Source organism: Sphingorhabdus sp. 109 (genome assembly GCF_902506555.1).
Taxonomy (GTDB): Bacteria; Pseudomonadota; Alphaproteobacteria; order Sphingomonadales; family Sphingomonadaceae; genus Parasphingorhabdus.
The window spans coordinates 2,137,953-2,161,031 of record NZ_LR732707.1 but is presented as its reverse complement, the minus strand read 5'-3'; the positions used below and the strand labels follow the sequence as shown (position 1 = coordinate 2,161,031).

Below are 23,079 nucleotides of genomic sequence, written 5' to 3'. Positions count from 1 at the left end.
TGCGGGCAAACTGGATAATAGGCCCGTTCACCAGCGTGGCCCGACAGCAAGGGGCCGGCAATATTGGGGTGTCGCCAAGTGGTAAGGCAGCGGCTTTTGATGCCGCCATGCGCAGGTTCGAATCCTGCCACCCCAACCAACTTTTGTTTAACAGCTAAGCGCCTGAAAAACCTTTGGTTTCTCTGCGAGTCAAAACCCCGTGGCACCCTGCCGTGGCACCCTCTCGTGGCTCTGATTTTGCACCATGACTCGCGCGCCGTTTCGAATCAAGTCGGCAACCGCGATTTTGCGTTTTTCCACTGATTTATCCACATAATTTATGGGACATACTGCAAAGGCCTAGTCGTGCTCCGCAAGGTGGCGAATGGAGCCCTTCGCAGGTTCGGACCGTGATAAGGAAATTTGAAAAATAATTTACTGGTCAATAGCCGGCCAAGCGCTGAGAGTAGAACAGCTCACCATGGATTTGGTTTGGATGATGTCTAATTTGGATATCAAATAAGTTTCGAGTTTTTCATATTATAATCATATAATTCAGCTCGGTTATAGGTTGGGAAAAGATCAAAATTTGGCAGTCGGTGGAATGACTGTTCGAGATTGCGCGATTAATCAACAATTGCCGTTAGAGTGAAGTTGCTGCCACCTGATAAAACCCATCATGTTTCGACCGTCAGAACGCATGTCGTTCAGGAGGTCACAAACACATGGTGGTCACCGATCAAGCCGTTGCCGGTTACATGCCGGTCTTTGCCGATGGTATGCCGACTATACACCCAAATAGCTTGCTATTGCGCTTTTAGACGAACTAAAAGGAAATGTGCATGAAACAAGTTACACCAAATGGTCATCTTATTAAAGAGTTGCGCTCCAACTTGGAGAAGAACTCGACACAAAAAGAACTGTCATACGCAATTTGCATCAGTGAGCGGAAGTTGCGTCAAATTGAAAATGAAAACGCACCGATATCAGTAAAAACGCTCGATCGATTGGCGAAAGAGCTGGGTGTAAGGCGCGAACAGATTTCGATGAGCCAACCCGTTACAAACATTCTACCAGCTTCCGAGCACAATATATTTGAGGCCGTCCTTAACGACTTTCGTAAAGAGAAGCTTGTCCCTCGTTTCGATTACGACCTTGCAACCGTGACAATGGATGAGGGTTTGCTAATCAAGTCGGCGAACCAATCCAACGACTTCGTCTGTGAAATCATGGTTCCACTCACCGATATGACGGCTCAATACGCCGAGGATTTGATTGCGGCCCTCACTTCATTGACTTGGAGTGAGCGCAGCATCTTGGATACGATAACGTCCACAGAGGAAATCATCCTGCGTCGCCGTGTAAAGCAGCTCATGGTGCTATTGCGTGGCAACGATATCTGGATTTATCACACGACCCTTTTCCGCAGATTGCCAGAGCGCCACACCCTTCCGCCGGAAAACGAGCCAAGTGAGTTATCGTCGCGGTTCATTGTTGCACTCGCGGCCCCAGGAGAATACGGCGAGACTAGCATCGAGGTGCAAGTCGATCACGGCCAGCCTTTCATCATTCCGGCGTTAGACGGGAAGGTAAGTTAGATGCTAAAATCCATCAAAAAAATCACGAAGCTCGGTATTTTTGATAGCTTCATCGCTGCGAACGATCTTCCCGATTTTGCGCGTTACAATTGTATTTACGGCGACAATGCTTCGGGGAAAACTACGCTGACACGGCTACTGGGAGCCCTGAATCAAGCCCACCACCCCGATTATCCGGAACTAACATACGAGATCAAGGTCGAGACGGGAAAACTTAATCAAGGGACTGCATACAACCGCAAGATCCGCGTCTTCAATGCCGATTTCATTGAAGCAAACATCGGTCAGTTTAAAGGCCCACTCCGGCCCATTCTGATAGTAGGAGAGGAAAACAAGGTTCTGGCGGAGGAAGCCTTAGCTGAACAAGCGATATTTGATGCGCGCCAACTGAAAATCAAGGAATTCAAAGAAACTATCCAAAGGGATGAAGTTTCCAAAGGAAAACTATTTTCCGAGGTCGCAAAAACAATTAGTGAGGCCACGAGCGGAACAGCATTGCGGAACTATCGTAAGCAAAATTCAGAAAAGGCATTTGATAAAATTACAGAGCCAATAACGCTGTCAAAGAGAGAGCTGGAGCTTCATCGCACGAGCGTCCGTCAAGAACAACAGGACTTGATCAAACCCTTTAGGCAACCAGTGGTTGCATTACTCTCTGATAATAGTGCCCGGCCTTTATCGGAATGGGTAGAGATTGCCGTCGAGCAGACACGATCCCTTACGATGCGCTCCGCGCAAGGCAGCGCTCTTGCGCGTTTGAGTGAACAGCCCGCTATCGCTAAATGGGTGGAAGAAGGCTTGTCTATCCACCGCGAGCATGCGTCGACTTCGTGCGAGTTCTGCTCACAGCAGCTTCCACCGGATCGTTTAAGCCAGCTTGCAAAGCATTTCGGAGTCGAGGACCAGCGACTAAAAGCCGATGTAATGGCGATACGTGCTCTTACCGGACATATTCTGCGCGCCATCGATGACATGAACCCCCCGCCAAAACCGGCGTTTTATTCGGAACTTCGCGATCAAGTAGATAGTGCCGCTGCAATGTTTGAGGCTGCTGCAAACGAAGCTCGCGCACAGCTTATTCAATTGACGAACATTTTGGTTGAGAAGCTAGATCGTCGCGCTGTCTCTTACGAGGTCGATATTTGTATAGATTGCTCGAAATTATTCACCGCGATCGATGCGTTATGCTCCCTTGTTGACCAAAACAACGCCAAGACCAACGCCTTCGCCGAAACCTTGGCTGCGGCACGTGAGCGCATCGAAGCACATTATATCTCAAGCATAAAAGTGCCAGTGAAGGATCTGCAAGACAAGATCGATATCGTGACAAATGAGATCACGAAGCTAGTCGATGGTTCAATAGGCTTTGCCGATCCCCGAAGTCTGAGCGACCTCAAAGACTCATTCGAAGAAAAGCGCGCTAAGGTTTCTAGTTCTCACGCAGCAAGCGCCGAGCTGACCAGCAATGTCCGCACATTCTTGGGCCGCAGTGACCTTAAGTTCGAGTCCGATGTTGAAGGTTACCGGGTCGAGCGCAGCGGCAAGCCCGCTAAACGATTGAGCGAGGGAGAAAAAACTGCAATCGCGTTCGTGTATTTTCTTGTGCAACTCGGCGATCAGGATTTCAACTTGAGCGAAGGCGTCGTGGTAATAGACGATCCAATTTCCAGTCTGGACGCATCGGCCATCTATCAGGCATTTTCGTTCCTGAAAAACGGCGTAAAGAATGCCAAACAAGTATTCATTCTCACTCATAACTTTGAGTTTCTTCGGCTACTGCTGAATTGGCACAATCAAAACAAAAAGGCTGCTCGGCACTATATGATCCGTTGCAACGATAACACCGACGCCCGCAACGCGATTATCATCCCGCTCGACCCTCTGCTTCGCGACTATTCTACTGAGTATCACTACTTATTTAAGCAGTTATACAGCTACACGTGCGATGGCACTATCGCTAATGCATACCATCTGCCCAATATCGCTCGCAAAGTGCTAGAGACGTTTCTCGAATTCTACACACCCTCCTCAAAAAGCTCGTATCGGAAGCTTGAGGGGGTGCATTTTGATGAACACAAAAAAACAGCAATTTACAAGTTTGTGAACGACCAGTCCCACCCAACCGGGAAAAGCTTCGACCCTTCTCTTGTAGCGGAAACCAAAAAGAATATTAGCTTTTTGTTAGAGATGATAGATACGTTGGCGCCCGTTCACTATCAGGGACTCAAGGCCCTGTGCACAACTTGATATCCTCAAATTCGCACGATGACATTTTGCATTCGCCCGAAATAAAACTGTTGTTTTCGATAATCACGACCCAGCAACGTATGAATAATTGAATGCTCTAGCCGTTCTTTCTTGCCAGCCGTTGCCGTTCCAAGTTAGCGCTGCAATATGAATGCAGTTGAAATCGAACAAGCCATATCGGAATTGGCCGAACAGCCCTTTGATGCTGCTGAATTTTCCTATCAATTTCTGGCTGCGTTCGGGAATAAAGCCACCACGATCAAGCAGCTGAAAAGCGGTAACAGCGACCAGAGCAATATGGATGGCGCGGTCTTACAGCGCAATCATATCCATATTGCAACTTGCGACACAGGCACGGTCGACGGCACGCTGAAAGCCCTGCGGGAAAGCCCGAAGACGCAATCTGCCAAGGCCAAATTCATTCTCGCCACAGATGGCGAGACTTTGCATGCCGAGGACTTGACCGGTGGCGAAACCGTGGACTGCGACTATGTTGATTTCCCGAACCATTTCGGCTTTTTCCTGCCGCTCGCGGGTATCACTACGGTCAAGCAGATCCGCGAAAGTTCCTTCGACATTTGAGCGACCAGCCGGCTCAATCGGCTGTATTTGACGCTGCTACAAGACAATCCAAATTGGGCCACCGCCGAGCGGCGCGTCTGTCCGTCGTCAGATAAATTGAGACAGATGTGTCATTCACTTTGTTGAGTGTTTGGCACCATCTGGTTGATATTAAGCTGCCAGCTTGCTGTGAAGCAAGCGGCGTTTTTTAAAAGTCTGTTGTTTCGTTCAGCACTAGCTTTGGAATTTTTCTGTTTTGGTCTCATCTTCGTTCCTTGCGTCACTACGATGATACCAAAACACTCACATGTTAATGAACCGCAATCTGTCTATCGAACGCTGACGGGGGACAAATTCCCGGACGCGTTGAGTTCAGGCGATGGTAGCTTCTAGGAACGAGCGTCGACCTTGGGAATGACGTCATTTGGGCGCATTTCGCTCCGTCTGTAGTTGGGCCGATTGCGGACTGTCCGGTTCTGGATAGCCAGCCCAACTAGCGGACATTAAACGCGGAGCGATTGTAATGTCAGCTTCCGCCGCAATCCCGGCCACTCCTGAGGTGTTTGCGTCCGCTCGAAAGTGGACGCGATCTTCGTGCGTTCAAAGTGAGAAAAGTCCAAGACCCGCTACGATTTCATCCTTAGTCTGCTCGCTGATCTCCCGGCCCCGCTAGCCCAAACTTGATTGTTGACTTAATATCATCAAACGTAAACATGCTATTGTATGGATTCCATTGGAGAAATGTCGGTTTTCGCTGAGGTCGTGCTAACAGGAAGCTTCGTTGGCGCAGCGCGGCGGTTTGGACTTACCGCTTCTGGTGTAAGCAGAAAGATTAGCCGATTTGAGGAACGGCTTGGTGTCCGATTGTTTAACCGGACAACGAGAGCCTTGTCTCTAACTGAGGCCGGTGAGGCATTGTTCGAGCGCTGTGAGGGGATACTCCAATCTATCGATGACGCTGAGAGCGCAGTCCGCGACTTAAGTGGCAATCCAAGAGGAATATTGCGGGTCGCTGCATCCGATGCATTCTCAATGCACGTTATTGTCCCGTTCTTGAAAACCTTTTCTCAAAACTTTCCAGACCTTTCCATTACCCTGATGCAGGCTGATGGTGGGATTAATTTACTCGGCGAACGAATTGATGTCGCTATTCTTTTTGCGAAGCCTGACGAAAATTCATTCATTATCCGCAAGCTTATCGATGATCCTTGGGTCGTCTGCGCGTCTCCTGACTACCTAGAGCAACATGGCACGCCAGCTTTGCCCAGCGAGCTGTCTGAGCATCGCTGCCTAACCATACACGCAAGAGGCACCACAAATGACCAATGGAAATTTGGAACTGATGGCAAAATTGAGACGATATTTATCGAGAGCAATTTTTCAGGAATAGGCCTCACAGTTAAGAAAGCGGCATTGCAAGGAATGGGCGTCGCGCGTTTGGCGCATTTCCTGGTTAGCGATGATTTAGCCGCAGGACGGCTCAAGCCGCTGCTCATGAACAATGTCATTCAGGACGACCGTGCTATATTTGCTGTCTATCCAAACCGCCAACATTTACCTTCGAAATCACGGGTTTTTATCGATGGATTGTCGAACTATATCGAAAAAACATTGATTGTGCCTGCTCCCACAATGAAAACCGATGATACTAAATTGTGTCCGCAACCCGATAGCGCGACAAAATAAGCTTGTCGTAAAACCCGTCCGTCAGCTTGCTACAGATCCTTCACCCGAATTATGTTCAATCTGTAAATTCAGCAATATTGCCTTAACTGGTGGAAGAAGAAGTAAGCAAACTATGACCCCTGTTAAAATACCGATTATGAATGCGATTGCTTTGGCGATCCAGCTATCGAATGACAGGATTGCAACAAGGATTAACGGTGTGATCACAATCATTGTAAAGAAACCAACGAAAAAAGCTGGGCCGTCGGCGGTATCGGCAACTGTTAAATCTAATCCGCAGTTTGGGCAGCTATCGTAGAATTTTAGATAGGATCTGAATAAGCTTCCTTTTTCACATGCCCCGCACTTGAGCCTAATTCCTGATTTGATAAGCTCGCTAGTCTCATGTTGCATGCTTGTATCCTTATGAAATAACATATTTGCTGACGCCCCGTCATCGATCTGAGCATATTTGTAGGTCGCGGGATATCTCCAGCCGGTGGTAATATAGAGATGGAATTGGCCTGCACCTATATTGCAAGCAGCATGACATTAGTGACAAATAGTCATTAATATCCTGTCCAATAGCTTATGCCGCTACACTGGCCATCGAGCCCATAACTGGATAACAGATGAATCATTAGTGGGCATAGACTGTGATTGGATCAGGAAGCTTAGCCATCGAGAAACAGGCGGAAATCGGCCAATTGGCAATCGTCGATCCTGTCATCAAATCGAAATATTAAATTGGGCAAACTGTGACCATCAAAAACGTAAGCGATCATAATGAAAACTTGTTTGGTAGCATTTGGATGGTCGTTGGCATGGCCATTTTTGCGATAGAGGATGCATTTGTCAAAGCGGCGGCTGTTACACTACCGGTCGGTCAGATTCTCATCATGTTTGGCTTAGGCGGGGCGTTCATATTTGCCTGTGTGATCAAGCTCAACGATGATCCTCTCTTTGTCCGGGAAGTCGTTTCACGCTCTATGCTCGTCCGCGTTTTCTTTGAGGTCGTCGGGCGATTGTTCTACGTGCTAGCCATTGCTTTGATCCCACTGTCGGCCGCTACCGTGATCCTTCAGGCAACGCCGCTTGTTGTCGTGGCAGGGGCGGCATTGATCTTTGGTGAAAAGGTAGGATGGCGAAGATGGACGGCAATCATCCTTGGATTGATCGGGATCGTGATTATCGTCCAGCCAGGGACCGATAGCTTTTCCATGCTTTCAATTTTGGCTGTCGTGGGAATGATAGGGTTCGCGGGTCGCGATTTGGCTAGCCGCGCCGCGCCGGCATCGCTGAGCACGTGGATTCTCGGATTATACGGGTTTTTGTCGATCATTCTTGCCGGGGTTTTGGTGTCCGTTTGGCAAGCGACTTTATATGTCCAGCCTAACTTCGAAATGTCTCTCTATATATTGGGGGCAGTCCTCGCGGGCGTTTGTGCTTATTCGTGTCTGATGAAAGCAATGCGAACGGGTGAGGTCTCAGCCGTTACCCCGTTCAGATATACGCGGCTCCTTTTTGGTATTGCCCTTGGCATTGCGCTCTTTGGTGAACAGTTAAGCCATTCAATGATGGTTGGATCAGCATTGATTGTGATTTCGGGTCTGTTCATTCTCTGGCGAGGAAAACACGCTAAAAAATATGAAATTGATATCAACGGGCAACGAATTTCAGACCAATAACAAAAGGTGCCTAGGCCCGTTAGTATTTGGCGCAAACAGTCACCTTCGACCGATAAAGGAGCATCTGCCTTCACGCATTGTGGCTCTTAAAACAGACAGTCCGCTTTCCACCCAGAAGCGGACATCTCCATTATAGAAAAAACCCCGACGACCGGGGAGGTCGACGGGGCGTTGGAACGGCGGGTCGCGAATGTCGTTCCATCGTTGATACTAGCGCGCAGGCATCTGGTTGAATTGTATAAAATGGACTCGCGGGTCACCACCCAGTTATTGCCATTATGGTGCGACTGCATCGACTTCAGGCAATGACAGCTTCCAGGAACCAGCGTCAGCCTTCGGAATGACGACAATTGGGCGCGAAGCGGACATAAAGCCGGGCAGCTGCGAATGTCTCCAAAAAGGGGCGTTTGCCGACCAGCCGCTTTTATGTTCCATCCAATCAATTCTAATGACCGAAACTGGTGCGGAAGCTGACATTGCAATCGCTCTGCGTTTTTGTCCGCTAGTCGGACCAGCTGCACAGAACCGGACCGTCGGCAATCGGCCCAATCGCAGACGATCTGAAATGCGCCCAAGAACAGACCATTACTCAAAAATTGATTTTGACCAAAAGCCGACATTCAATTGCCATGCCCTCCATGCGTGTTGGCGTCGGTTAAACTTCGCTTGTTTGACAAATAATATTTCTCGAACCCGACGATGATAACGATGCCGACAAATGCGATGACTATAATCCACGGATCACTGTTGGCTTTCATCATCAGGAAAGCGCCGAGCACAACGACATCGAAAAATATCGCGCTCAGCAATACCCATCCTTGGGCTCCTACATCCTTACGTAAATATCTGAACACACCCCAGTGGATGACGATGTCCATCACCAGATAGAAAATCGCGCCAAGCGATGCGATACGGCCCAGATCAAAAAATGCGGCCAGCAAGCCTGCTGCTATGACGGTATAAACCAATGTATGCGTCTGAATGCCGCCAGGCATGCCAAAGTGACGGTGCGGAATAAGCTCCATATCGGTCAGCATCGCAAGCATGCGGGAGACCGCAAACACACTGGCAAGAAGTCCCGATGCCGTTGCAATAATGGCAATGGCAACGGTAAACCAAACACCATAGTCACCAAAGGCCGGGCGGGCCGCTTCAGCGAGCGCATAGTCCTTCGCCGCGGCAATTTCATCAATGCCAAGCGTCGAGCCGACCGCAAAGGCCACCGCCATATAGACGAGCAGACAGATCGCCAGCGAGATCATGATCGCACGACCTACGTTCTTTTCAGGATGGACAACTTCTCCGCCGCTGTTGGTAATTGTCGTAAAGCCCTTGAACGCAAGAATGGCGAGGGCAATCCCGGCGATAAATCCGGTCGGAGAGGCCGCGCTTTCTGGCGCACTTTGCGCAGATTCAAAGGTGAAACCAGCGGCCCAAAGTATCGCGAGAGAGAATATCAATATGCCGCCGATTTTGAGTATTGCAGTGACCGATGAAATCGACCCGATAATCTTGTTGCTTGCGATATTGACGAGAAAGGCAAAAATGATCAGGCCGATAGCGAGTATCGGCACCAAGATGGAATCGCGGCCAACGTCGAAGAGTTGCAATGTGTAAGTCCCGAACGTCCGGGCAACGAGGCTTTCATTGATGATCATCGAGAAGGCCATCATTAGCGCAGCGGCTCCCGTCACTGTCGCGGGTCCATAGGCCTTTTGCAGGATCATGGCGATGCCGCCAGCGGAAGGATATTTATTGGACACCTTGATATAGGTATAAGCGCTAAATCCGCTGATCACGGCGGCAATAAGGAAAGCCAGCGGGAATAATGGGCCGGATAATTCCGCAACCTGCCCGGTCAGAGCAAATATCCCCGCACCGATCATAACACCGGTGCCCATTGCCACTGTTCCCGCCAATGTCAGGCTGCCCGCTTTGTAGGACGAGGTTTTTTTACCGGTTTTCACAGCGCTCCCGTGGTCGTTCATCGCCATTCACTTCTAAATCGCGCTGCCCGGTCCGCAAAGCGGTTCATATGCGATACCGCTTCCGTTGTCAGAGGATGTTGTGTCGCATCCTCCCTGGGTGAAATAAGTTCTGCCAATGCACGAACTTTTTCATGGGTTTTATCTGGGCTTTCCGAAAGCAGAGCCAACACGATATTCTCCAGTGCAATAACGCGAACTCTAAGCTGGACGAGTTCGGCGTTACCTATGTGCGGATATTCCGATGTCCGGTTATCCTCTTCGGTTTGTGCGCCACCTTCATTGTCCCAGCGGGAAAGCGCACGATAAGGGTCCCGATATAGCTCGGCGTCTTTTTTATCAGTCATGGATCTTTCCTGTCTACTTGGGGCTGCCTTCTCGCGAACCAGAGTGTGATCGAAGGTATAACGATCCACATCACAATAGGGATCAGGCCGACATCTACAAACGGTATGACCGGCATAAGGTCGCTATAGCGCCAACCCCAATCCCAGTCGCGCGGCACCTTCGTCGCGAATATTTCGATGACTAGCGTGATTGTCAGACCCGTTCCCAAATAGACCCCCAACATCCAGATCTTTGGATCGAACATCCAGTATCTATTTCGTTTGAGCAAAGAGACGAGCGAATAGGCGACGAGCAGGATCCCGGCATCGCCGAAACTTGCTTGCGTGCAGCCCAATGTCCTCTCCCAATAGGTTGCCTGTCCGACATCAAAAAAGGGCATCTGCAGAAACTCCCAGATGAAGGAGGTCATAAAGCCGAAAATCGCGACGTGCACTTCAGGTTGCTTGTCAAAGTTCATGATACGACAACTCCGGTTTTGAATAGCGAAACAGGACCCGCTGCGGTCGGGAAACTGTGCAATGTAGGAAGTTGGGTCAAAATCATTTCAGCTTTTCCGCCTCGCGTCTGCGAAGCAGATAATATGCTGCGGGCACAACAAATAGCGAAAGCAAAGGCGCGCTCAGCATGCCGCCGACCATCGGAGCGGCAATCCGGCGCATCACTTCCGACCCGGCGCCTTCGCCGATGAGGATCGGGAAAAGGCCTGCCAAGATCACCGCTACGGTCATCGCCTTTGGCCGTATTCGCAGCAATGCGCCTTCACGCACTGCCTGTTTCACCTGCTCTGCGTCCGGCTTTTCGCCGCGCGCTTCCAGTGCCTGTTTCAGATAGATCAGCATCACCACGCCAAACTCTGCTGACACGCCGGCAAGCGCGATAAAACCAACCGCAGTTGCAATCGACTGGTTGAGGCCCATCGCATAGAGCAGCCATAATCCGCCGGTGAATGCGAATGGCAATGTTGCCATGATCAGCAACGCTTCATCAAAACGGCGGAAGGTCAGATAGAGCAGAAAGAAGATGATCGCCAAAGTGGCGGGCACGACCACCATCAGCCGATTGGTTGCGCGTTGCAGATACTCGAACTGCCCGGTATAAGCCACGCTAACACCCGGTGGCAGATCAACCTCCTTGCCAATGGCCGCTTGCAAATCTGCAACCACCGACACCAGATCGCGTCCCCTGGTATCGACGTATATCCAGGTTGATGGCCGCCCATTTTCACTGCGCAGCATCGGCGGACCGGAACTGATGTCAATGTCGGCGACCGTGCCCAAGGTAATCTGCTGCAAGGATGGCGTGAGAACCGGAAGATTTCGCAGGTTTTCCAGGCTATCACGTATCTCCCGCGGATAGCGGACGCTTATCGGATAGCGGGCGAGCCCTTCGACGGTTTCGCCAACATTCTTGCCCCCGATTGCGCTCGATACGACAGACTGGACATCGGAAATATTGAGTCCGTAACGGGCGGCAGCCGCGCGGTCGATATCAATGTCGATATAGCTTCCGCCGGTCAGTCTTTCCGCCAGGGCCGAACTGACACCTTCAACCTTTTTGGCAGCAGCCTCGATTTTCTGGGCGACCTTGTCAATTGCATCGAGATTATCACCCGACACCTTGATCCCGATCGGGCTTTTAATTCCCGTCGAGAGCATTTCGATACGGTTGCGGATCGGCGGAATCCAGAAATTGGCCAGTCCGGGAACCCTGACCGCTTTGTCGAGCTCCTCAATCAGCTTGTCCGACGTCATGCCCGCGCGCCATTCTTCCTTCGGCTTGAAATGGATGGTCGTCTCGAACATGGTTAGCGGAGCAGGATCAGTTGCTGTATCGGCGCGCCCAGCCTTACCGAACACTGTTTCCACTTCAGGCACCGATTTTATCAATCGGTTGGTCTGTTGAAGCAGTTCTGAGGCTTTCGCCGGAGATAGCCCCGGCAGGGCATTGGGCATGTAAAGCAAATCGCCTTCATCCATTTGCGGCATGAACTCGCCGCCAAGCTGGCTGATCGGCCAAGCGCTGGTAGCAAAGATGAGCAGCGCGATCACGAGCAGTTTTTTCGGGCTTTTGAGCGACCAGTCGAGTGCTGGCCTATAGATTTTCATGAGGAAGCGACTGATCGGATTTTTCTCTTCGGACGGTATTTTTCCGCGAATGAAATAGCCCATCAAAACCGGTATCAAGGTGATCGAGAGAATGGCAGCCCCCGCCATCGCGTAGGTTTTTGTGAATGCCAGTGGGGAGAATAGCCGTCCTTCTTGCCCTTCCAGGGTAAAGATCGGCAGGAATGAAAAGGTGATGATGAGCAGGCTGAGGAAAAGCGCCGGGCCAACTTCAACCGCTGCATCGACGATCAGCTGCCATCGCTTTTCGCCCGGCATTTCGGCGTCCGGGTTGTCATTCTGCCATTTTTCAAGATGCTTGTGCGCATTCTCAATCATGACAATGGCGGCATCGACCATCGCGCCAATGGCAATGGCAATTCCGCCAAGCGACATGATATTAGCGTTAATCCCCTGAAAGCGCATGACCAGAAATGCGATCAATATACCAAGCGGTAGGGTTAGAATAGCCACGAGCGCAGAGCGCGCGTGCCAAAGGAACAATGCGCACACAATTGCAACGACGATAAATTCTTCGAGCAATTTCGTGGTGAGATTATCGACCGCCTTGTCGATCAGTTCGGAACGGTCATAGGTCGTCACAACCTCGACTCCGGGCGGCAGGCTCTGCTTGAGCGTCGCAAGCTTCGCTTTCACCCCGGCAATAGTCTCGCGGGCGTTTTTACCGGAGCGCAAGATGATGACGCCGCCAGCCACTTCGCCTTCACCGTTCAGTTCTGCTATCCCGCGTCTGATTTCGGGGCCTATTTGAATCCGCGCAATATCACCCAAGGTGACGGGAATACCGCCGCGCGCGGTTTTTAAGGGAATGGCCCGGAAATCATTTAGATTTTCCAGATAGCCGTTGGCCCTCACGATATATTCGCGTTCGGCCAGTTCCACGATCGAACCGCCGACTTCCTGATTTGCGTTCTGGATCGCCTTGATCACGCTGTCTTGGTCAATCCCCAGAGACACCATCCGGTCAGGATCAAGCACAACCTGATATTGTTTCACCATACCGCCAATGGACGCGACTTCCGCAACGCCGGGAATGGTCTGCAATTCATAGCGGAGGAACCAGTCCTGCAACGAGCGAAGCTGGGACAGGTCATTGCGCCCGGTTCGGTCGACAAGGGCATATTCATAGATCCAGCCGACACCGGTTGCGTCTGGCCCCAGCGTCGGGACAACGCCGGTCGGCAGATCGGCTTGAACCTGATTGAGATATTCCAGAACCCGCGAACGTGCCCAATAGAGATCGGTGCTGTCATCAAACAGCACATAGACATAGCTGTCTCCATTGAATGAATAGCCGCGCACCGCGCGTGACCCCGGAACCGACAGCATTGTGGTTGTGATGGGATAGGTAACCTGATTTTCGACGATCTGCGGAGCCTGTCCGGGATAGGGGGTGCGAATAATGACCTGCACATCGGAAAGGTCCGGCAGGGCATCGACCGGCATGGTTCTGACGGCCCAGATACCCGACGCCAGCAATGCCGCCATTATGAGCAGGACAAATATGCGCGCATTTACGCTGAGCCGTATGACCTTTTCGATCATTGGTTGGCCTCTGCGCGGCTAATGCTGGTGATGGTTGATCCGGTTTCCATTTGCATGAAGCGGAAGGTCACGCGGTCGCCTTTTTTAAAGCCGCGCAACAAACCCGGTTTGGCGAGTTTGAAGTCCATCGTCATGGCTGGCCATTTGAGGGCAGGCACGGGTTCGTGCGACAAGGTGACCGCGCCGCTTGTGATCGCTTCAATTCTGCCGGATGTTTGATAGCCGGACATTTTCTTGGGCGCGCTTTTCTGCTCACCCTCAATCGGACGCACTTTGATCCCTGAAAGGCTCGCTTCTGAATCGACCAGAAACTGGCCAGAAACAATTACTTTTTCACCTGGTAATAGGCCGGCCAATATTTCCGTCTGTCCGCCGCCTTCGCGGCCTATTTTGACCTCTGCCGGGCGATAGCGACCCTTGCCATTCGCTAGCATTACCAAGTTGCGCGTTCCGGTTGCGATAATCGCTTCGGTGGGGACCAGAATAGCAGGACTGCCCGTGTCACCCATATCTACGGTAGCGAACATGCCGGGACGAAGTCGTCCGCCTTTATTGGCTAGTTCGATCCGTCCGGTGAGCGTTCTGCTGCCGCTTTCGACGGAAGGCAAAATCGCAATGACTTTGCCCGCAAACTCCATATCGGGGAAGCTTTGCAGTTCAGCAACGGCGCGCTGCCCTACCCGTATTTCCGAGGCCCTTGCTTCGGGAATGGCAACATTCAGCCATACGGTATTCAGTCCGTTAATCTGTGCCAGCGGCTGGCCTTCAGCCAAGGTCATACCTTCTCTTACGCTCAGGCTTTCGATCACCCCGCCGATGGGCGCGGACACCGTGTAAACGCTTTGCTGCCTTCCACTTCGCTCTACCCGGCGGATCAGATCGTCTGGCATGCCCAGCAGCCGCATCCGTTCCTTTGCCGCTGTGGCAAAGTGGTCATTGCCGCTTCGTGCTAGCGCAAGATATTCTGCCTGTGCGCCGCCCCAGTCGGGCACCAATATGTCAGCCAAGGGAGCTCCAGCGGGCACAATGTCGCTGGGAGCACGGCGATAGGTGCGCTGGACAAATCCGCCCGACCTGGCCTGAACAATGGCGATATCGCGTTCGTTAAACTCGATTGTTCCCGTTACACGGAGCTTGGACTCAATTTTTCCAACCAACGCCTCAGCGGTGCGGATACCCAGATTTTGCGCAATATCCGGAGAAATGGTGATCCCCGGCTCGCTGGCATTCCCATCACTGGCTTCGCCAGCATATTTGGGAACAAGCTGCATATCCATGAACGGAGACTTGCCCGGTGCGTCAAATTTTTGCTGGGGAAACATCGGATCATAATAATAGAGGATATCCCCGTCGCCCTGCGTAGTCGCGGTTTTACTGCTATCGCCCGCCCCGCCAGTGCCGAGCCAATATCCGCCACCGCCCGCGGCCAGAACCGTAGCAAGAACAAGCACGCGCCATTTATTGTCTTGGATGGATGTCAGCGTCATGGCTGGTTCCTCTCATAAGTATATTTGATGCGAACTGTGTCGCGAACCAACGTGGCTTCCCGGTCGAGCAGATCGATTTCCGCCTCTGCGAAGGTCACGGCTGCATTGAGCGCCGTGTCCAGATCAACGCGGCCGGCGCCGTAGCTAACCCGTTCCAGTTCAGCCTGTTTTTTGGCCAAGGGTAAAAGTGTGTTTTTGGACCGTTCCCAGTTTTCCCGGTAAGACCGGTTTGCAGCGAGATCGCTGGAGAGCTCTGCGTGCAATTGCCTTTCCAGATCATTGGCTTCCAGCCGGGCTGCGCTGGCTTCCAAAATTCGCGCGTCGATGATCGGGTTTTGCCGCTTTTTTGCAAATAACGGTAGATCGATCGTTACACCAACCGAGACATATTCGCCATATTCCGGCCGGCGATGCACATAAGAGGCATTCACACTGAAGTCGGGTCGCTTGTTCGCCCGCGCCAGTTCCACGTCGGCGTCGGCCCGTTCGACTTTCGCATCCTGAATGTCCAGAATGGGTAGCTCCTTGATCGTGCTGACAAGAGCATCCCGGTCAATGGTGAATTCAGGGAGCGTCCCTTCGGTTTCGGGGCTTTCGACGCCGGTCCACCGAGCGAGCATTGCCCGTGCCTTTTCAATATCAGCGGCACGCAGCGAGCGCCGGTCAGCTAGTTTCGCGATCAGCCGTTCCGGCTCGAACGCTTGAGCTGGACGTGTGGTCCCTGATTCAAGGCGCGCGCCAACCGTTGCCGACACTTCATTGAGGCTTTGCTGCAAAACTTCCAGTATTTGGAGCCGCCGCTGGGCGTAATAGAGATCGATCCAGGAAAGCGCAGAATAAAGCTGCACATCCTGAACCAAAGTTTCCTTATTGGCTCTAGCCACTGTTATGTCCGCCATCGCCTGACCTGCCCGGGCGCGTCTTTTTGCGCCATTGGGAATATCCTGGCTGATACCGATCCTTTGCCTGGGAAATCCGTCACGACCCGGCCGCGGAGAAATCTCGAATGGGCCAGCAATTCTCCGATCCATTATGTCGACGCTGAGTTTCGGATCTGGAAGTTGATCGGCCGCAATCGCGGCGCTCTGCGCCGCTTCAACAACGAGCGACCGGGCCTCTATTGCTGGCGTCGCTGTCTCTGCCAGTTCGACCGCTTCTGCGAACGTGAGTGGTTCGGCTTGAAGGGAAAAGACGGGGACATATAGCGCTAAGGCCGGCAATGCCAACAATGGGCGCCGGGATCTTGCCTGGCGGGTTTTCGGTCGATATTTCATTATGCTTGCTCACTAAAATAGTAGGGCGAACATGCCGTCATCGGTGGCGGCAATTTTTAACCTTGGAGGTTAGATGTTCGAAAGTTTGCGGGCTTGCTTCTCGCCGGTATGCCAGAGCAATTTCACAGAAATCGGACAGAGATCGCAAGAATATCGTCACCCTAAAAAAGGCGGTATTCGCGATCTGCGTTCAAGCAATAATGGGAGGCTTTATCTCGGGAATGCTATGCATGCCAGTTGGGTTTCCAAACAGACGGCGCGTGTGGGACATAGCTTTAACGGCGATTGTTTCGGCGAAAGCTGGGCTAGCTAGAAAAGTCGTAGTTGTCTGAGAACATTGCAGCATCGCCGCGCAATCTGACCCACAACAATCCTTGGATTCATTGCCGTTTGTGGACGTTTCATTCATACCCGGTTCGCTGCAATGGGACATTTCCACACTACCAGCATCGCTTTTCGCTAGGGATAGGCAGGACATCGGACTGGCGATTCCCTGTCCAGCTAAGGCAAGTCCAAGAAGAACGAATAGAAAGAGCTGTTTAAACACGAACCGAGTGTCCGGTGTTTTCCGATCCCCGTCAACCCAATCTTTGACCGAGATGATGGCGGTGAGGCAAGTCTTTGCGCCACTGTCCCACGGTAATGTGAATTGCCCACTTTCGCGATACTGAAGCCACATTGACAATGCCCTTTCTAGGCGAATAACCGGAATAACCTATTACCTTACAGAACCTTGTTGTTCGCGGACCTACGCCAACCTCGTGCGGTTCATCAGCACAGGCTCGCTGCATCCACACCTTGACTGGCCAACATTTCGTTCACATTTGCTGCAATCACACCGTAACTGACATTTCCGAACAGCTTCTGGCGGCCTTCGTTGATCACATATGTTGGACTGCCCTCGATCCCGTGTAGCTGAGCAAGGTCATAATCCTTTGTGAGCTTTGCAATGGCTTCACCGGTTTTGAATTTATTCAATATATTGTCAAAATCGACATGCAAGAGCCCTGCTATTTCTCGTTGCACATCCCAATCCGAGACATCCTCTGCTCTTGTAAAAAAGGCAGAGCGCAGTTCCCGCGCGGCGAGGATGGATGGTCGTTCAGCAACAGGGGCTTTGGATATGAAGCCCTCTTGCTCGATCAATTCCACCGCCTTGATGAACAGATGTGGGCTCGCCGATGAGCGCGGCCGTGTCTTTGCCCAGGTATCGCTGTGAATCGGCAAATTCTCGAATTTCCCGGCGATGCCTTGGACATGGTTCGCATAACCATCAAAACCGCCCCGGTCTGTCCATTGAGACGCGATTTTTGTCCATGTATCCGGGAATACAGAGCAGAAATGGATGTTGATAGTTATCCGATCACCAAACTCTGCTGTAAGCCGATCAAAATTGCTCTGGGAGGCATAGGCCCATACGCAAAGTATATCTGAAAAATGGTCAATTTGAGCGGTTGGCATTGCGACTGTCTTTCTGAAAGGCTGATAACCACCAGCCGCTATTACCAATGTGCAACGGGAAGCTCGGCGGCAAACTATTCAATGCGGGAATAGTGCATAGAAAGTGGGAAGAACCCGGCTTGTTCACTAGCTTGGCTTCTTCCCGCTTAATTGACCGCGGTCCTTTGCGCTATTTTTTTGGCGGCATCATCAGTTCCTGCTGCATCATCAGGCTTTCCATCATCTCATGCATCATACCCATATGCTGCTTCATTTTCTCCATATGTGCTGGGTCCATCTTCATCATGCCACCCTCGGCGATCTTGGCCTTCATTTTTTCTTTATGTGCCGGGTCCATCGCCATTGGCTTCTTTCCCTGTGCCATCATACCGCCTTCGGCCATCTTGGCCTTCATAGACGCCATATGGGCTTTCATCATGGCCATGTTTTCGGTCATGAGCTTTTCTCGCTCTGCAGGCGTCTTGGCGTTCTGGGCTCGCTCCATCATCTGTTGATGCGCGGAATGATCGCCCATCGGCATGGCATGACTCTGCATGGCGGGCTTCGGTTCCGGGGGCGCTGCGTAGGCCGCACAGCCGGTCAGCATGGTGAAAACAGCGACGGTGGCAAGGTAGGGAGTTCTCATGTATAATTTCCTTTTTGTGTAGTTGCCCTCATGGAGGACGAAATCGGCGGCGCGACATTATATTTTCACCAGTAAATACTGGGGTCAGAGGAATTATTCGCTCGAACTTCTGCTCGTCAATCAGCGCGTTTGATCATGTATTATGGTTTGGATTACAGGCGACATCTCGCATGATTGGCACCTCGATCCGTCGTCGCTAAGCAAGCAAGCGATTATAGGTAGCGGTAATCGCCCAGACGAATAGCCCGGAGAAAACACTCCACGTGACAAGCCCGACAAAAAAGCCTGTCCAATGCAATGACCAGCCCATACCCTCAAAATTCGAGTGGACCATATGACCGCTCATTTGCATCATACCGCCAGGGGCCAAGATGACAAAAAGACTGCATAATATCCACGCAACTCCGAAGATAATTGCAGTGGCTAAACCAAGCTTAATGGCATCGAACTTCATTTCGCTCTCCTGATTGAAAACCAGCCGCCCCGAAAATCGGAGACATCTTGCAACCAGTTACCAACTGACAATAACAGGCCATCCCTTCTACGCTCATAGGTAATATTACTGAGCCAGCGCTTTGCGGCGCAAGCGCAAGGCGTTAGCGATTACCGAAACAGACGATAGGCTCATCGCCGCCGCCGCGATCATCGGGCTGAGTAAGATGCCGAACCACGGATAGAGAATGCCTGCCGCAACCGGCACACCAAGCCCGTTATAGATAAACGCAAAGAACAAGTTCTGTCGGATATTACCCATTGTTAGCTGACTGAGGTGGCGTGCCTTGGCTATGCCACCCAAATCACCCTTGACCAGCGTGATACCCGCGCTTTCCATCGCCACATCGGTGCCAGTGCCCATCGCAATTCCCACATCGGCCTTGGCGAGAGCGGGAGCGTCATTGATGCCGTCTCCTGCCATTGCGACTATTTTACCCGCCGCTTGAAGCTCGCTGATGACCCGGTGTTTGTCTTCGGGTGACACATTGGCGTGGATTTCATCGATCCCTATCATCTTGCCAACGGCTTGCGCGGTGGCTTCGGCATCTCCGGTTAACATGACCACGCGGATATTGGCTTTGTGCAGCGCTTTGATCGCTTCTGCCGTGGTCGGTTTGATCGGATCGGCGACACCGATAAGACCCGCCGGTTTGCCATCGACGGCCACAAACATAACGGTTTGCCCTTGTGATCGGCCGTCCTGCGCCTTGGCAATCAGGTCCGCGCTCTCGGCACCGAGCCGGTCCATCATTTTTTCATTGCCGATGGCGACGCGCTTACCGCGTGCGCTGGCTTCAACCCCTTCGCCGGTCACCGACTGAAAATCGGTTGCCGCATCAAACGAAAGCCCCTTTTCCTTTGCGCCGGTTACAATTGCGGCTGCCAGCGGATGTTCACTCGCCATTTCGATTGCGGCCACAAGCGCAAGCATTTCGTCGCTGTCAAAACCCTTTTCCGGTTCGACCGAAACCAGTTTAGGCTTGCCCTCGGTGAGCGTGCCGGTTTTATCGACCACGATTGTGTCAATCTTCTCGAGAGTTTCGAGCGCCTCGGCATTTTTGATCAAAATACCGTTTTGCGCGCCCTTGCCGGTGCCAACCATGATCGACATCGGCGTGGCAAGGCCAAGCGCACAAGGACAAGCGATGATAAGGACCGCGACCGCGTTGACTAAGCCATAGGCCAGCGCCGGTTCTGGCCCCCAAATGGACCATATAATGAAAGTGGCAATAGCGATCAGAACCACCGCGGGCACAAACAGGCCAGCAACCGTATCAGCCAGTTTCTGGATAGGAGCACGGCTGCGCTGTGCTTCGGCGACCATCTGGACGATCTTGGCGAGAAGCGTATCCTTACCAACGCGTTCGGCGGTCATGATAAAGCTGCCAGTCTGGTTGACCGTGCCGCCGGTGACAACATCACCTTCAGCTTTCGCAACCGGTATTGGTTCCCCCGTAATCATTGATTGATCAATCGTGCTGGACCCCTTGGCAATGGTGCCATCAACGGGAACTTTATCGCCCGGACGGACGCGCAAGCTGTCGCCGCTCTGCACCAGGTCGAGAGATATTTCCTCTTCCGAGCCATCCGCGCCAACGCGCAGCGCAACTGGCGGTGCCAGTTCAAGCAACGCGCGCAACGCACTTGATGTCTGTCCGCGCGCTTTCAGTTCCAACACTTGCCCCAATAACACCAGGGTCGTGATGACAGCCGCTGCTTCGTAATAGACAGCCACGCCCCCATCATGGCCGCGGAATGCTGCCGGGAAAATGCTAGGAAACAGCGTCGCAACCAGACTGAAGCCATAGGCAACTGCCACGCCTAGACCAATCAGCGTGAACATATTGAGGTTCATGGTTTTAAGCGAATTCACGCCGCGCACAAAGAACGGCCACGCGCCCCACAGAACTACTGGCGATGCCAGCAAAAGCTGCAACCATTGCGATACTCCCGGCTCAAATAAACCTTCAAACGGCCTGCCCGGAATAAGGTCGCCCATCGCGTAAATAAAAAGCGGGATGGAAAACAACGCACTGACCCAGAAGCGCTTGCGCATATCGAGATATTCGGGATCGGGGCCAGTATCGAGACTAAAGGTCTCGGGTTCAAGTGCCATCCCACAGATCGGACAGGAACCCGGTCCTTCTTGCCTAATTTCTGGATGCATCGGGCAGGTGTAGATCGTGCCCGCTGGAACATTTTCTGATACTTCGCGGTGCTTTCCAGTGAGGTAATGCGCTGGGTCGGCGATAAATTTGGTTTTGCATCCGGCTGAACAGAAATGATAATCCCGAGCCGCATGATGCGCATGATGCTCGCTCTTGCTCGGATCAACATCCATACCGCATACGGGGTCTTTTACAGTCCCTACAGCAGTCTCTTTGTCTTTGCAGCAGCACGATTTGGCGGTCTCACTATCATTCTCAGACATGATCAGCACCTGCAACCTTGCGGCCTATCCACGCGCGCAGCGGGATAACCAACAATGCAATATACCATCCATAGAGAAAGCTACCGACCGCGCCTGCAAGAAAACCTTGCAAAGTCAGCCACTCAAATCCGGGCAGCAACGGCGCCCAAGACTCATGCATATGCATTGACTGCGGCGCTAAAAGACCAAAGCCAATGCAGATGAGGTAGCTGAAAAGCAAAAACAGGCTCAGGGTCCAGCCCCATATGAGGATTTGTTTGCGGTTTGAAACATGCGTCATTTCTAGCTCCTCTTGATCATTAACAAAATATACTATAGGGGGGTATAGTAGTAAGGCGGCGAAGTGTCAAGGTTGATGCCGCCGCTTCTTTAGATTGATCACGCTCCAAAATTTGGCATAAGGGCATCATGACAGACAAATTCACCAAAGAAATCGTGCGCATGCGAAAGATCGAGGGTCAGGCGCGCGGAATAGCTAAAATGATGGAAGATGATCGCTATTGTATCGATATCCTCCAGCAATTCTCCGCGATGGAAGCCGCCCTGCGCTCTACCAAAATGAAAATTCTGGAAATCCATACCAATCATTGCGTCGAGGAAGCTTTGACCTCGGGCAGCAAAGCTGACCAGAAAGAGAAAGTTGCGGAATTGGTGAACCTGTTCGGCAAGATGGGGAAATAGTCTGGCCCGAAGAATCGTAAAGCGGAGCTCCGAGCCAGACTATTCTCTTATTCAGGCGCGTCTTTTTTGGGCTCCATCATGCTATGATCCATCTTCGAATGGTCCATCTTCGGATCCATAGCTGGTTGCGCTTTGTCACTCGCATCCGGGGCTGACATTTTAGAGTGATCCATTTTGCTGTGGTCCATCTTCGAGTGATCCATCATCTGGCAGGACATTTTGCCATCGGCACCCTTCATCATCATGCCCGGCATTTTCATACCGTCTTTCATCATTTCGCATTTCTGCATCGCAGGCGCGCCGGCTTTCGGTGCCGTATGGTCATGAGCCAATACCGCCCCGCCAGACGTCAGAGCCATGGCTCCCAAAAATAGTGTAAGCTTTTTCATGATATTTCCTTTCTTGGTTTAAATTTCAATTGTAACTAGCGAAAACGCGTTGGCCGCTGTCGCCAAACGCTATAACTTGATAAGGCTGGGTTTGGTTTTGATATTCCATTCCAGGCGAGCCGACCGGCATTCCAGCGACGGCAAGGCCCTTCACTCCAGTAGGTTTTTCCCGCAGTAATTTGGCAATAGCATCGGCGGGCACATGCCCTTCGATAACATATCCCTCAACAATCATGGTATGACAGGATCGCAACGTTTCCGGCACTGCGTTCGCGTCTTTGACAGCGCTCATATTTAGGCTGTTCCGTGTTTCCACATCCTGTTTCATATTCGTTTCAATATGCTCGGCCCATTTTTCGCAGCAGCCGCAGCCCGGGTCGCGGAACATCACAAGCGGGGCAGCTTGAGCGGCGCTGGTGCAGGCAGCGAGCAAGCCAAAGAGCACCGATGCCAAAAGCGGGTTTTTCTTCAGTTTGCGGATGTGATTGAACATCTAT

Annotated in this window: 20 protein-coding genes, 1 tRNA gene and 1 pseudogene; 7 read left to right on the top strand and 15 right to left on the bottom strand. The window is 51.8% G+C overall.

The window, feature by feature from the left end; genetic code table 11:
• Window positions 1–64: 64 nt before the first annotated feature.
• The 4 genes and pseudogenes from BOSE62_RS10180 to BOSE62_RS10165 all read left to right on the top strand — a co-directional run.
• A tRNA-Gln gene (locus BOSE62_RS10180) sits at window positions 65–139 on the top strand.
• A 682-nt stretch (window positions 140–821) separates the two neighbouring features.
• Window positions 822–1,577 (top strand): helix-turn-helix domain-containing protein, encoded by a 756-nt coding sequence (locus BOSE62_RS10175; protein ID WP_100093760.1) that lies wholly within the window; start codon window positions 822–824, stop codon window positions 1,575–1,577.
• A complete protein-coding gene (locus tag BOSE62_RS10170) occupies window positions 1,578–3,824 on the top strand; it encodes an AAA family ATPase (protein WP_100093761.1) in 2,247 nt (748 codons plus the stop codon). It begins immediately after the preceding gene.
• Window positions 3,825–3,971: 147 nt separating this feature from the next.
• A pseudogene (locus tag BOSE62_RS10165) lies at window positions 3,972–4,481 on the top strand (type IIL restriction-modification enzyme MmeI); the annotation flags it as partial.
• Window positions 4,482–4,516: 35 nt separating this feature from the next.
• Here BOSE62_RS10165 and BOSE62_RS17525 read toward each other — a convergent pair.
• Window positions 4,517–4,651, bottom strand: coding sequence for a hypothetical protein (locus tag BOSE62_RS17525; protein ID WP_268893901.1), 135 nt, complete (start codon window positions 4,649–4,651; stop codon window positions 4,517–4,519).
• Between the two features lie 475 nt (window positions 4,652–5,126).
• On the opposite strand from BOSE62_RS17525, the gene BOSE62_RS10160 reads away from it, so the two are divergent.
• Entirely contained in the window at window positions 5,127–6,071 is a 945-nt protein-coding gene (locus BOSE62_RS10160; protein WP_159645595.1) for a LysR family transcriptional regulator, read from the top strand.
• 21 nt (window positions 6,072–6,092) lie between these two features.
• Here the strand turns inward: BOSE62_RS10160 and BOSE62_RS10155 are convergent, their stop codons facing one another.
• Window positions 6,093–6,464 carry a DUF983 domain-containing protein gene (locus BOSE62_RS10155; protein ID WP_159645592.1) on the bottom strand — a complete coding sequence of 124 codons (372 nt, stop codon included), beginning with the start codon at window positions 6,462–6,464 and terminating at the stop codon, window positions 6,093–6,095.
• 344 nt (window positions 6,465–6,808) lie between these two features.
• On the opposite strand from BOSE62_RS10155, the gene BOSE62_RS10150 reads away from it, so the two are divergent.
• The gene (locus tag BOSE62_RS10150) at window positions 6,809–7,738 is read left to right on the top strand and encodes a DMT family transporter (protein ID WP_201295655.1); all 930 of its coding nucleotides are present in this window, start codon (window positions 6,809–6,811) and stop codon (window positions 7,736–7,738) included.
• A 620-nt stretch (window positions 7,739–8,358) separates the two neighbouring features.
• Here BOSE62_RS10150 and BOSE62_RS10145 read toward each other — a convergent pair.
• The 11 genes from BOSE62_RS10145 to BOSE62_RS10095 all read right to left on the bottom strand — a co-directional run bounded on the left by BOSE62_RS10145 (window position 8,359) and on the right by BOSE62_RS10095 (window position 21,792).
• Complete coding sequence (locus BOSE62_RS10145; protein ID WP_236553978.1) at window positions 8,359–9,705, bottom strand: APC family permease; 1,347 nt, start codon at window positions 9,703–9,705, stop codon at window positions 8,359–8,361.
• Window positions 9,706–9,722: 17 nt separating this feature from the next.
• A complete protein-coding gene (locus BOSE62_RS10140; RefSeq protein WP_100093767.1) occupies window positions 9,723–10,070 on the bottom strand; it encodes a hypothetical protein in 348 nt (115 codons plus the stop codon).
• Window positions 10,067–10,528, bottom strand: a complete 462-nt coding sequence (locus BOSE62_RS10135) for a hypothetical protein (RefSeq protein WP_100093768.1) — start codon at window positions 10,526–10,528, stop codon at window positions 10,067–10,069. The genes BOSE62_RS10140 and BOSE62_RS10135 overlap by 4 nt, the downstream gene beginning before the upstream one ends.
• Window positions 10,529–10,610: 82 nt before the next feature.
• A complete protein-coding gene (locus BOSE62_RS10130) occupies window positions 10,611–13,739 on the bottom strand; it encodes an efflux RND transporter permease subunit (protein ID WP_100093769.1) in 3,129 nt (1,042 codons plus the stop codon).
• On the bottom strand, window positions 13,736–15,226 hold the full coding sequence (locus tag BOSE62_RS10125) for an efflux RND transporter periplasmic adaptor subunit (RefSeq protein ID WP_100093770.1): 1,491 nt from the start codon (window positions 15,224–15,226) through the stop codon (window positions 13,736–13,738). The genes BOSE62_RS10130 and BOSE62_RS10125 overlap by 4 nt, the downstream gene beginning before the upstream one ends.
• Complete coding sequence (locus tag BOSE62_RS10120; RefSeq protein ID WP_100093771.1) at window positions 15,223–16,500, bottom strand: TolC family protein; 1,278 nt, start codon at window positions 16,498–16,500, stop codon at window positions 15,223–15,225. Before BOSE62_RS10120 ends, BOSE62_RS10125 begins: the two co-directional genes overlap by 4 nt.
• A gap of 771 nt (window positions 16,501–17,271) precedes the next feature.
• A complete protein-coding gene (locus tag BOSE62_RS10115; protein ID WP_100093773.1) occupies window positions 17,272–17,961 on the bottom strand; it encodes a DsbA family oxidoreductase in 690 nt (229 codons plus the stop codon).
• Between the two features lie 169 nt (window positions 17,962–18,130).
• Window positions 18,131–18,586 (bottom strand): hypothetical protein, encoded by a 456-nt coding sequence (locus tag BOSE62_RS10110; RefSeq protein ID WP_100093774.1) that lies wholly within the window; start codon window positions 18,584–18,586, stop codon window positions 18,131–18,133.
• A 196-nt stretch (window positions 18,587–18,782) separates the two neighbouring features.
• Window positions 18,783–19,040: a DUF5676 family membrane protein gene (locus BOSE62_RS10105; RefSeq protein ID WP_100093775.1), complete on the bottom strand. Its 258-nt coding sequence runs from the start codon at window positions 19,038–19,040 to the stop codon at window positions 18,783–18,785.
• Window positions 19,041–19,145: 105 nt separating this feature from the next.
• On the bottom strand, window positions 19,146–21,512 hold the full coding sequence (locus BOSE62_RS10100) for a heavy metal translocating P-type ATPase (protein WP_100095515.1): 2,367 nt from the start codon (window positions 21,510–21,512) through the stop codon (window positions 19,146–19,148).
• Complete coding sequence (locus tag BOSE62_RS10095) at window positions 21,505–21,792, bottom strand: hypothetical protein (protein WP_100093776.1); 288 nt, start codon at window positions 21,790–21,792, stop codon at window positions 21,505–21,507. Before BOSE62_RS10095 ends, BOSE62_RS10100 begins: the two co-directional genes overlap by 8 nt.
• A 128-nt stretch (window positions 21,793–21,920) precedes the next feature.
• On the opposite strand from BOSE62_RS10095, the gene BOSE62_RS10090 reads away from it, so the two are divergent.
• The gene (locus BOSE62_RS10090; protein ID WP_100093777.1) at window positions 21,921–22,193 is read left to right on the top strand and encodes a metal-sensitive transcriptional regulator; all 273 of its coding nucleotides are present in this window, start codon (window positions 21,921–21,923) and stop codon (window positions 22,191–22,193) included.
• Between the two features lie 47 nt (window positions 22,194–22,240).
• On the opposite strand, the gene BOSE62_RS17520 is transcribed toward BOSE62_RS10090, so the two are convergent.
• Window positions 22,241–22,582 (bottom strand): hypothetical protein, encoded by a 342-nt coding sequence (locus BOSE62_RS17520; protein WP_201295654.1) that lies wholly within the window; start codon window positions 22,580–22,582, stop codon window positions 22,241–22,243.
• Window positions 22,583–22,607: 25 nt separating this feature from the next.
• Window positions 22,608–23,075 carry a DUF411 domain-containing protein gene (locus BOSE62_RS10080; protein ID WP_100093778.1) on the bottom strand — a complete coding sequence of 156 codons (468 nt, stop codon included), beginning with the start codon at window positions 23,073–23,075 and terminating at the stop codon, window positions 22,608–22,610.
• Window positions 23,076–23,079 lie beyond the last annotated feature (4 nt).

Coding starts and splice junctions, on each gene's coding strand:
- BOSE62_RS10110 (WP_100093774.1), bottom strand. CDS start 18,586: ATGAGAACTCCCTACCTTGCCACCGTCGCTGTTTTCACCATGCTGACC.
- BOSE62_RS10140 (WP_100093767.1), bottom strand. CDS start 10,070: ATGACTGATAAAAAAGACGCCGAGCTATATCGGGACCCTTATCGTGCG.
- BOSE62_RS17520 (WP_201295654.1), bottom strand. CDS start 22,582: ATGAAAAAGCTTACACTATTTTTGGGAGCCATGGCTCTGACGTCTGGC.
- BOSE62_RS10115 (WP_100093773.1), bottom strand. CDS start 17,961: ATGCCAACCGCTCAAATTGACCATTTTTCAGATATACTTTGCGTATGG.
- BOSE62_RS10095 (WP_100093776.1), bottom strand. CDS start 21,792: ATGACGCATGTTTCAAACCGCAAACAAATCCTCATATGGGGCTGGACC.
- BOSE62_RS17525 (WP_268893901.1), bottom strand. CDS start 4,651: ATGAGACCAAAACAGAAAAATTCCAAAGCTAGTGCTGAACGAAACAAC.
- BOSE62_RS10120 (WP_100093771.1), bottom strand. CDS start 16,500: ATGAAATATCGACCGAAAACCCGCCAGGCAAGATCCCGGCGCCCATTG.
- BOSE62_RS10155 (WP_159645592.1), bottom strand. CDS start 6,464: ATGCAACATGAGACTAGCGAGCTTATCAAATCAGGAATTAGGCTCAAG.
- BOSE62_RS10175 (WP_100093760.1), top strand. CDS start 822: ATGAAACAAGTTACACCAAATGGTCATCTTATTAAAGAGTTGCGCTCC.
- BOSE62_RS10130 (WP_100093769.1), bottom strand. CDS start 13,739: ATGATCGAAAAGGTCATACGGCTCAGCGTAAATGCGCGCATATTTGTC.
- BOSE62_RS10105 (WP_100093775.1), bottom strand. CDS start 19,040: ATGAAGTTCGATGCCATTAAGCTTGGTTTAGCCACTGCAATTATCTTC.
- BOSE62_RS10080 (WP_100093778.1), bottom strand. CDS start 23,075: ATGTTCAATCACATCCGCAAACTGAAGAAAAACCCGCTTTTGGCATCG.
- BOSE62_RS10090 (WP_100093777.1), top strand. CDS start 21,921: ATGACAGACAAATTCACCAAAGAAATCGTGCGCATGCGAAAGATCGAG.
- BOSE62_RS10100 (WP_100095515.1), bottom strand. CDS start 21,512: ATGTCTGAGAATGATAGTGAGACCGCCAAATCGTGCTGCTGCAAAGAC.
- BOSE62_RS10125 (WP_100093770.1), bottom strand. CDS start 15,226: ATGACGCTGACATCCATCCAAGACAATAAATGGCGCGTGCTTGTTCTT.
- BOSE62_RS10160 (WP_159645595.1), top strand. CDS start 5,127: ATGTCGGTTTTCGCTGAGGTCGTGCTAACAGGAAGCTTCGTTGGCGCA.
- BOSE62_RS10170 (WP_100093761.1), top strand. CDS start 1,578: ATGCTAAAATCCATCAAAAAAATCACGAAGCTCGGTATTTTTGATAGC.
- BOSE62_RS10135 (WP_100093768.1), bottom strand. CDS start 10,528: ATGAACTTTGACAAGCAACCTGAAGTGCACGTCGCGATTTTCGGCTTT.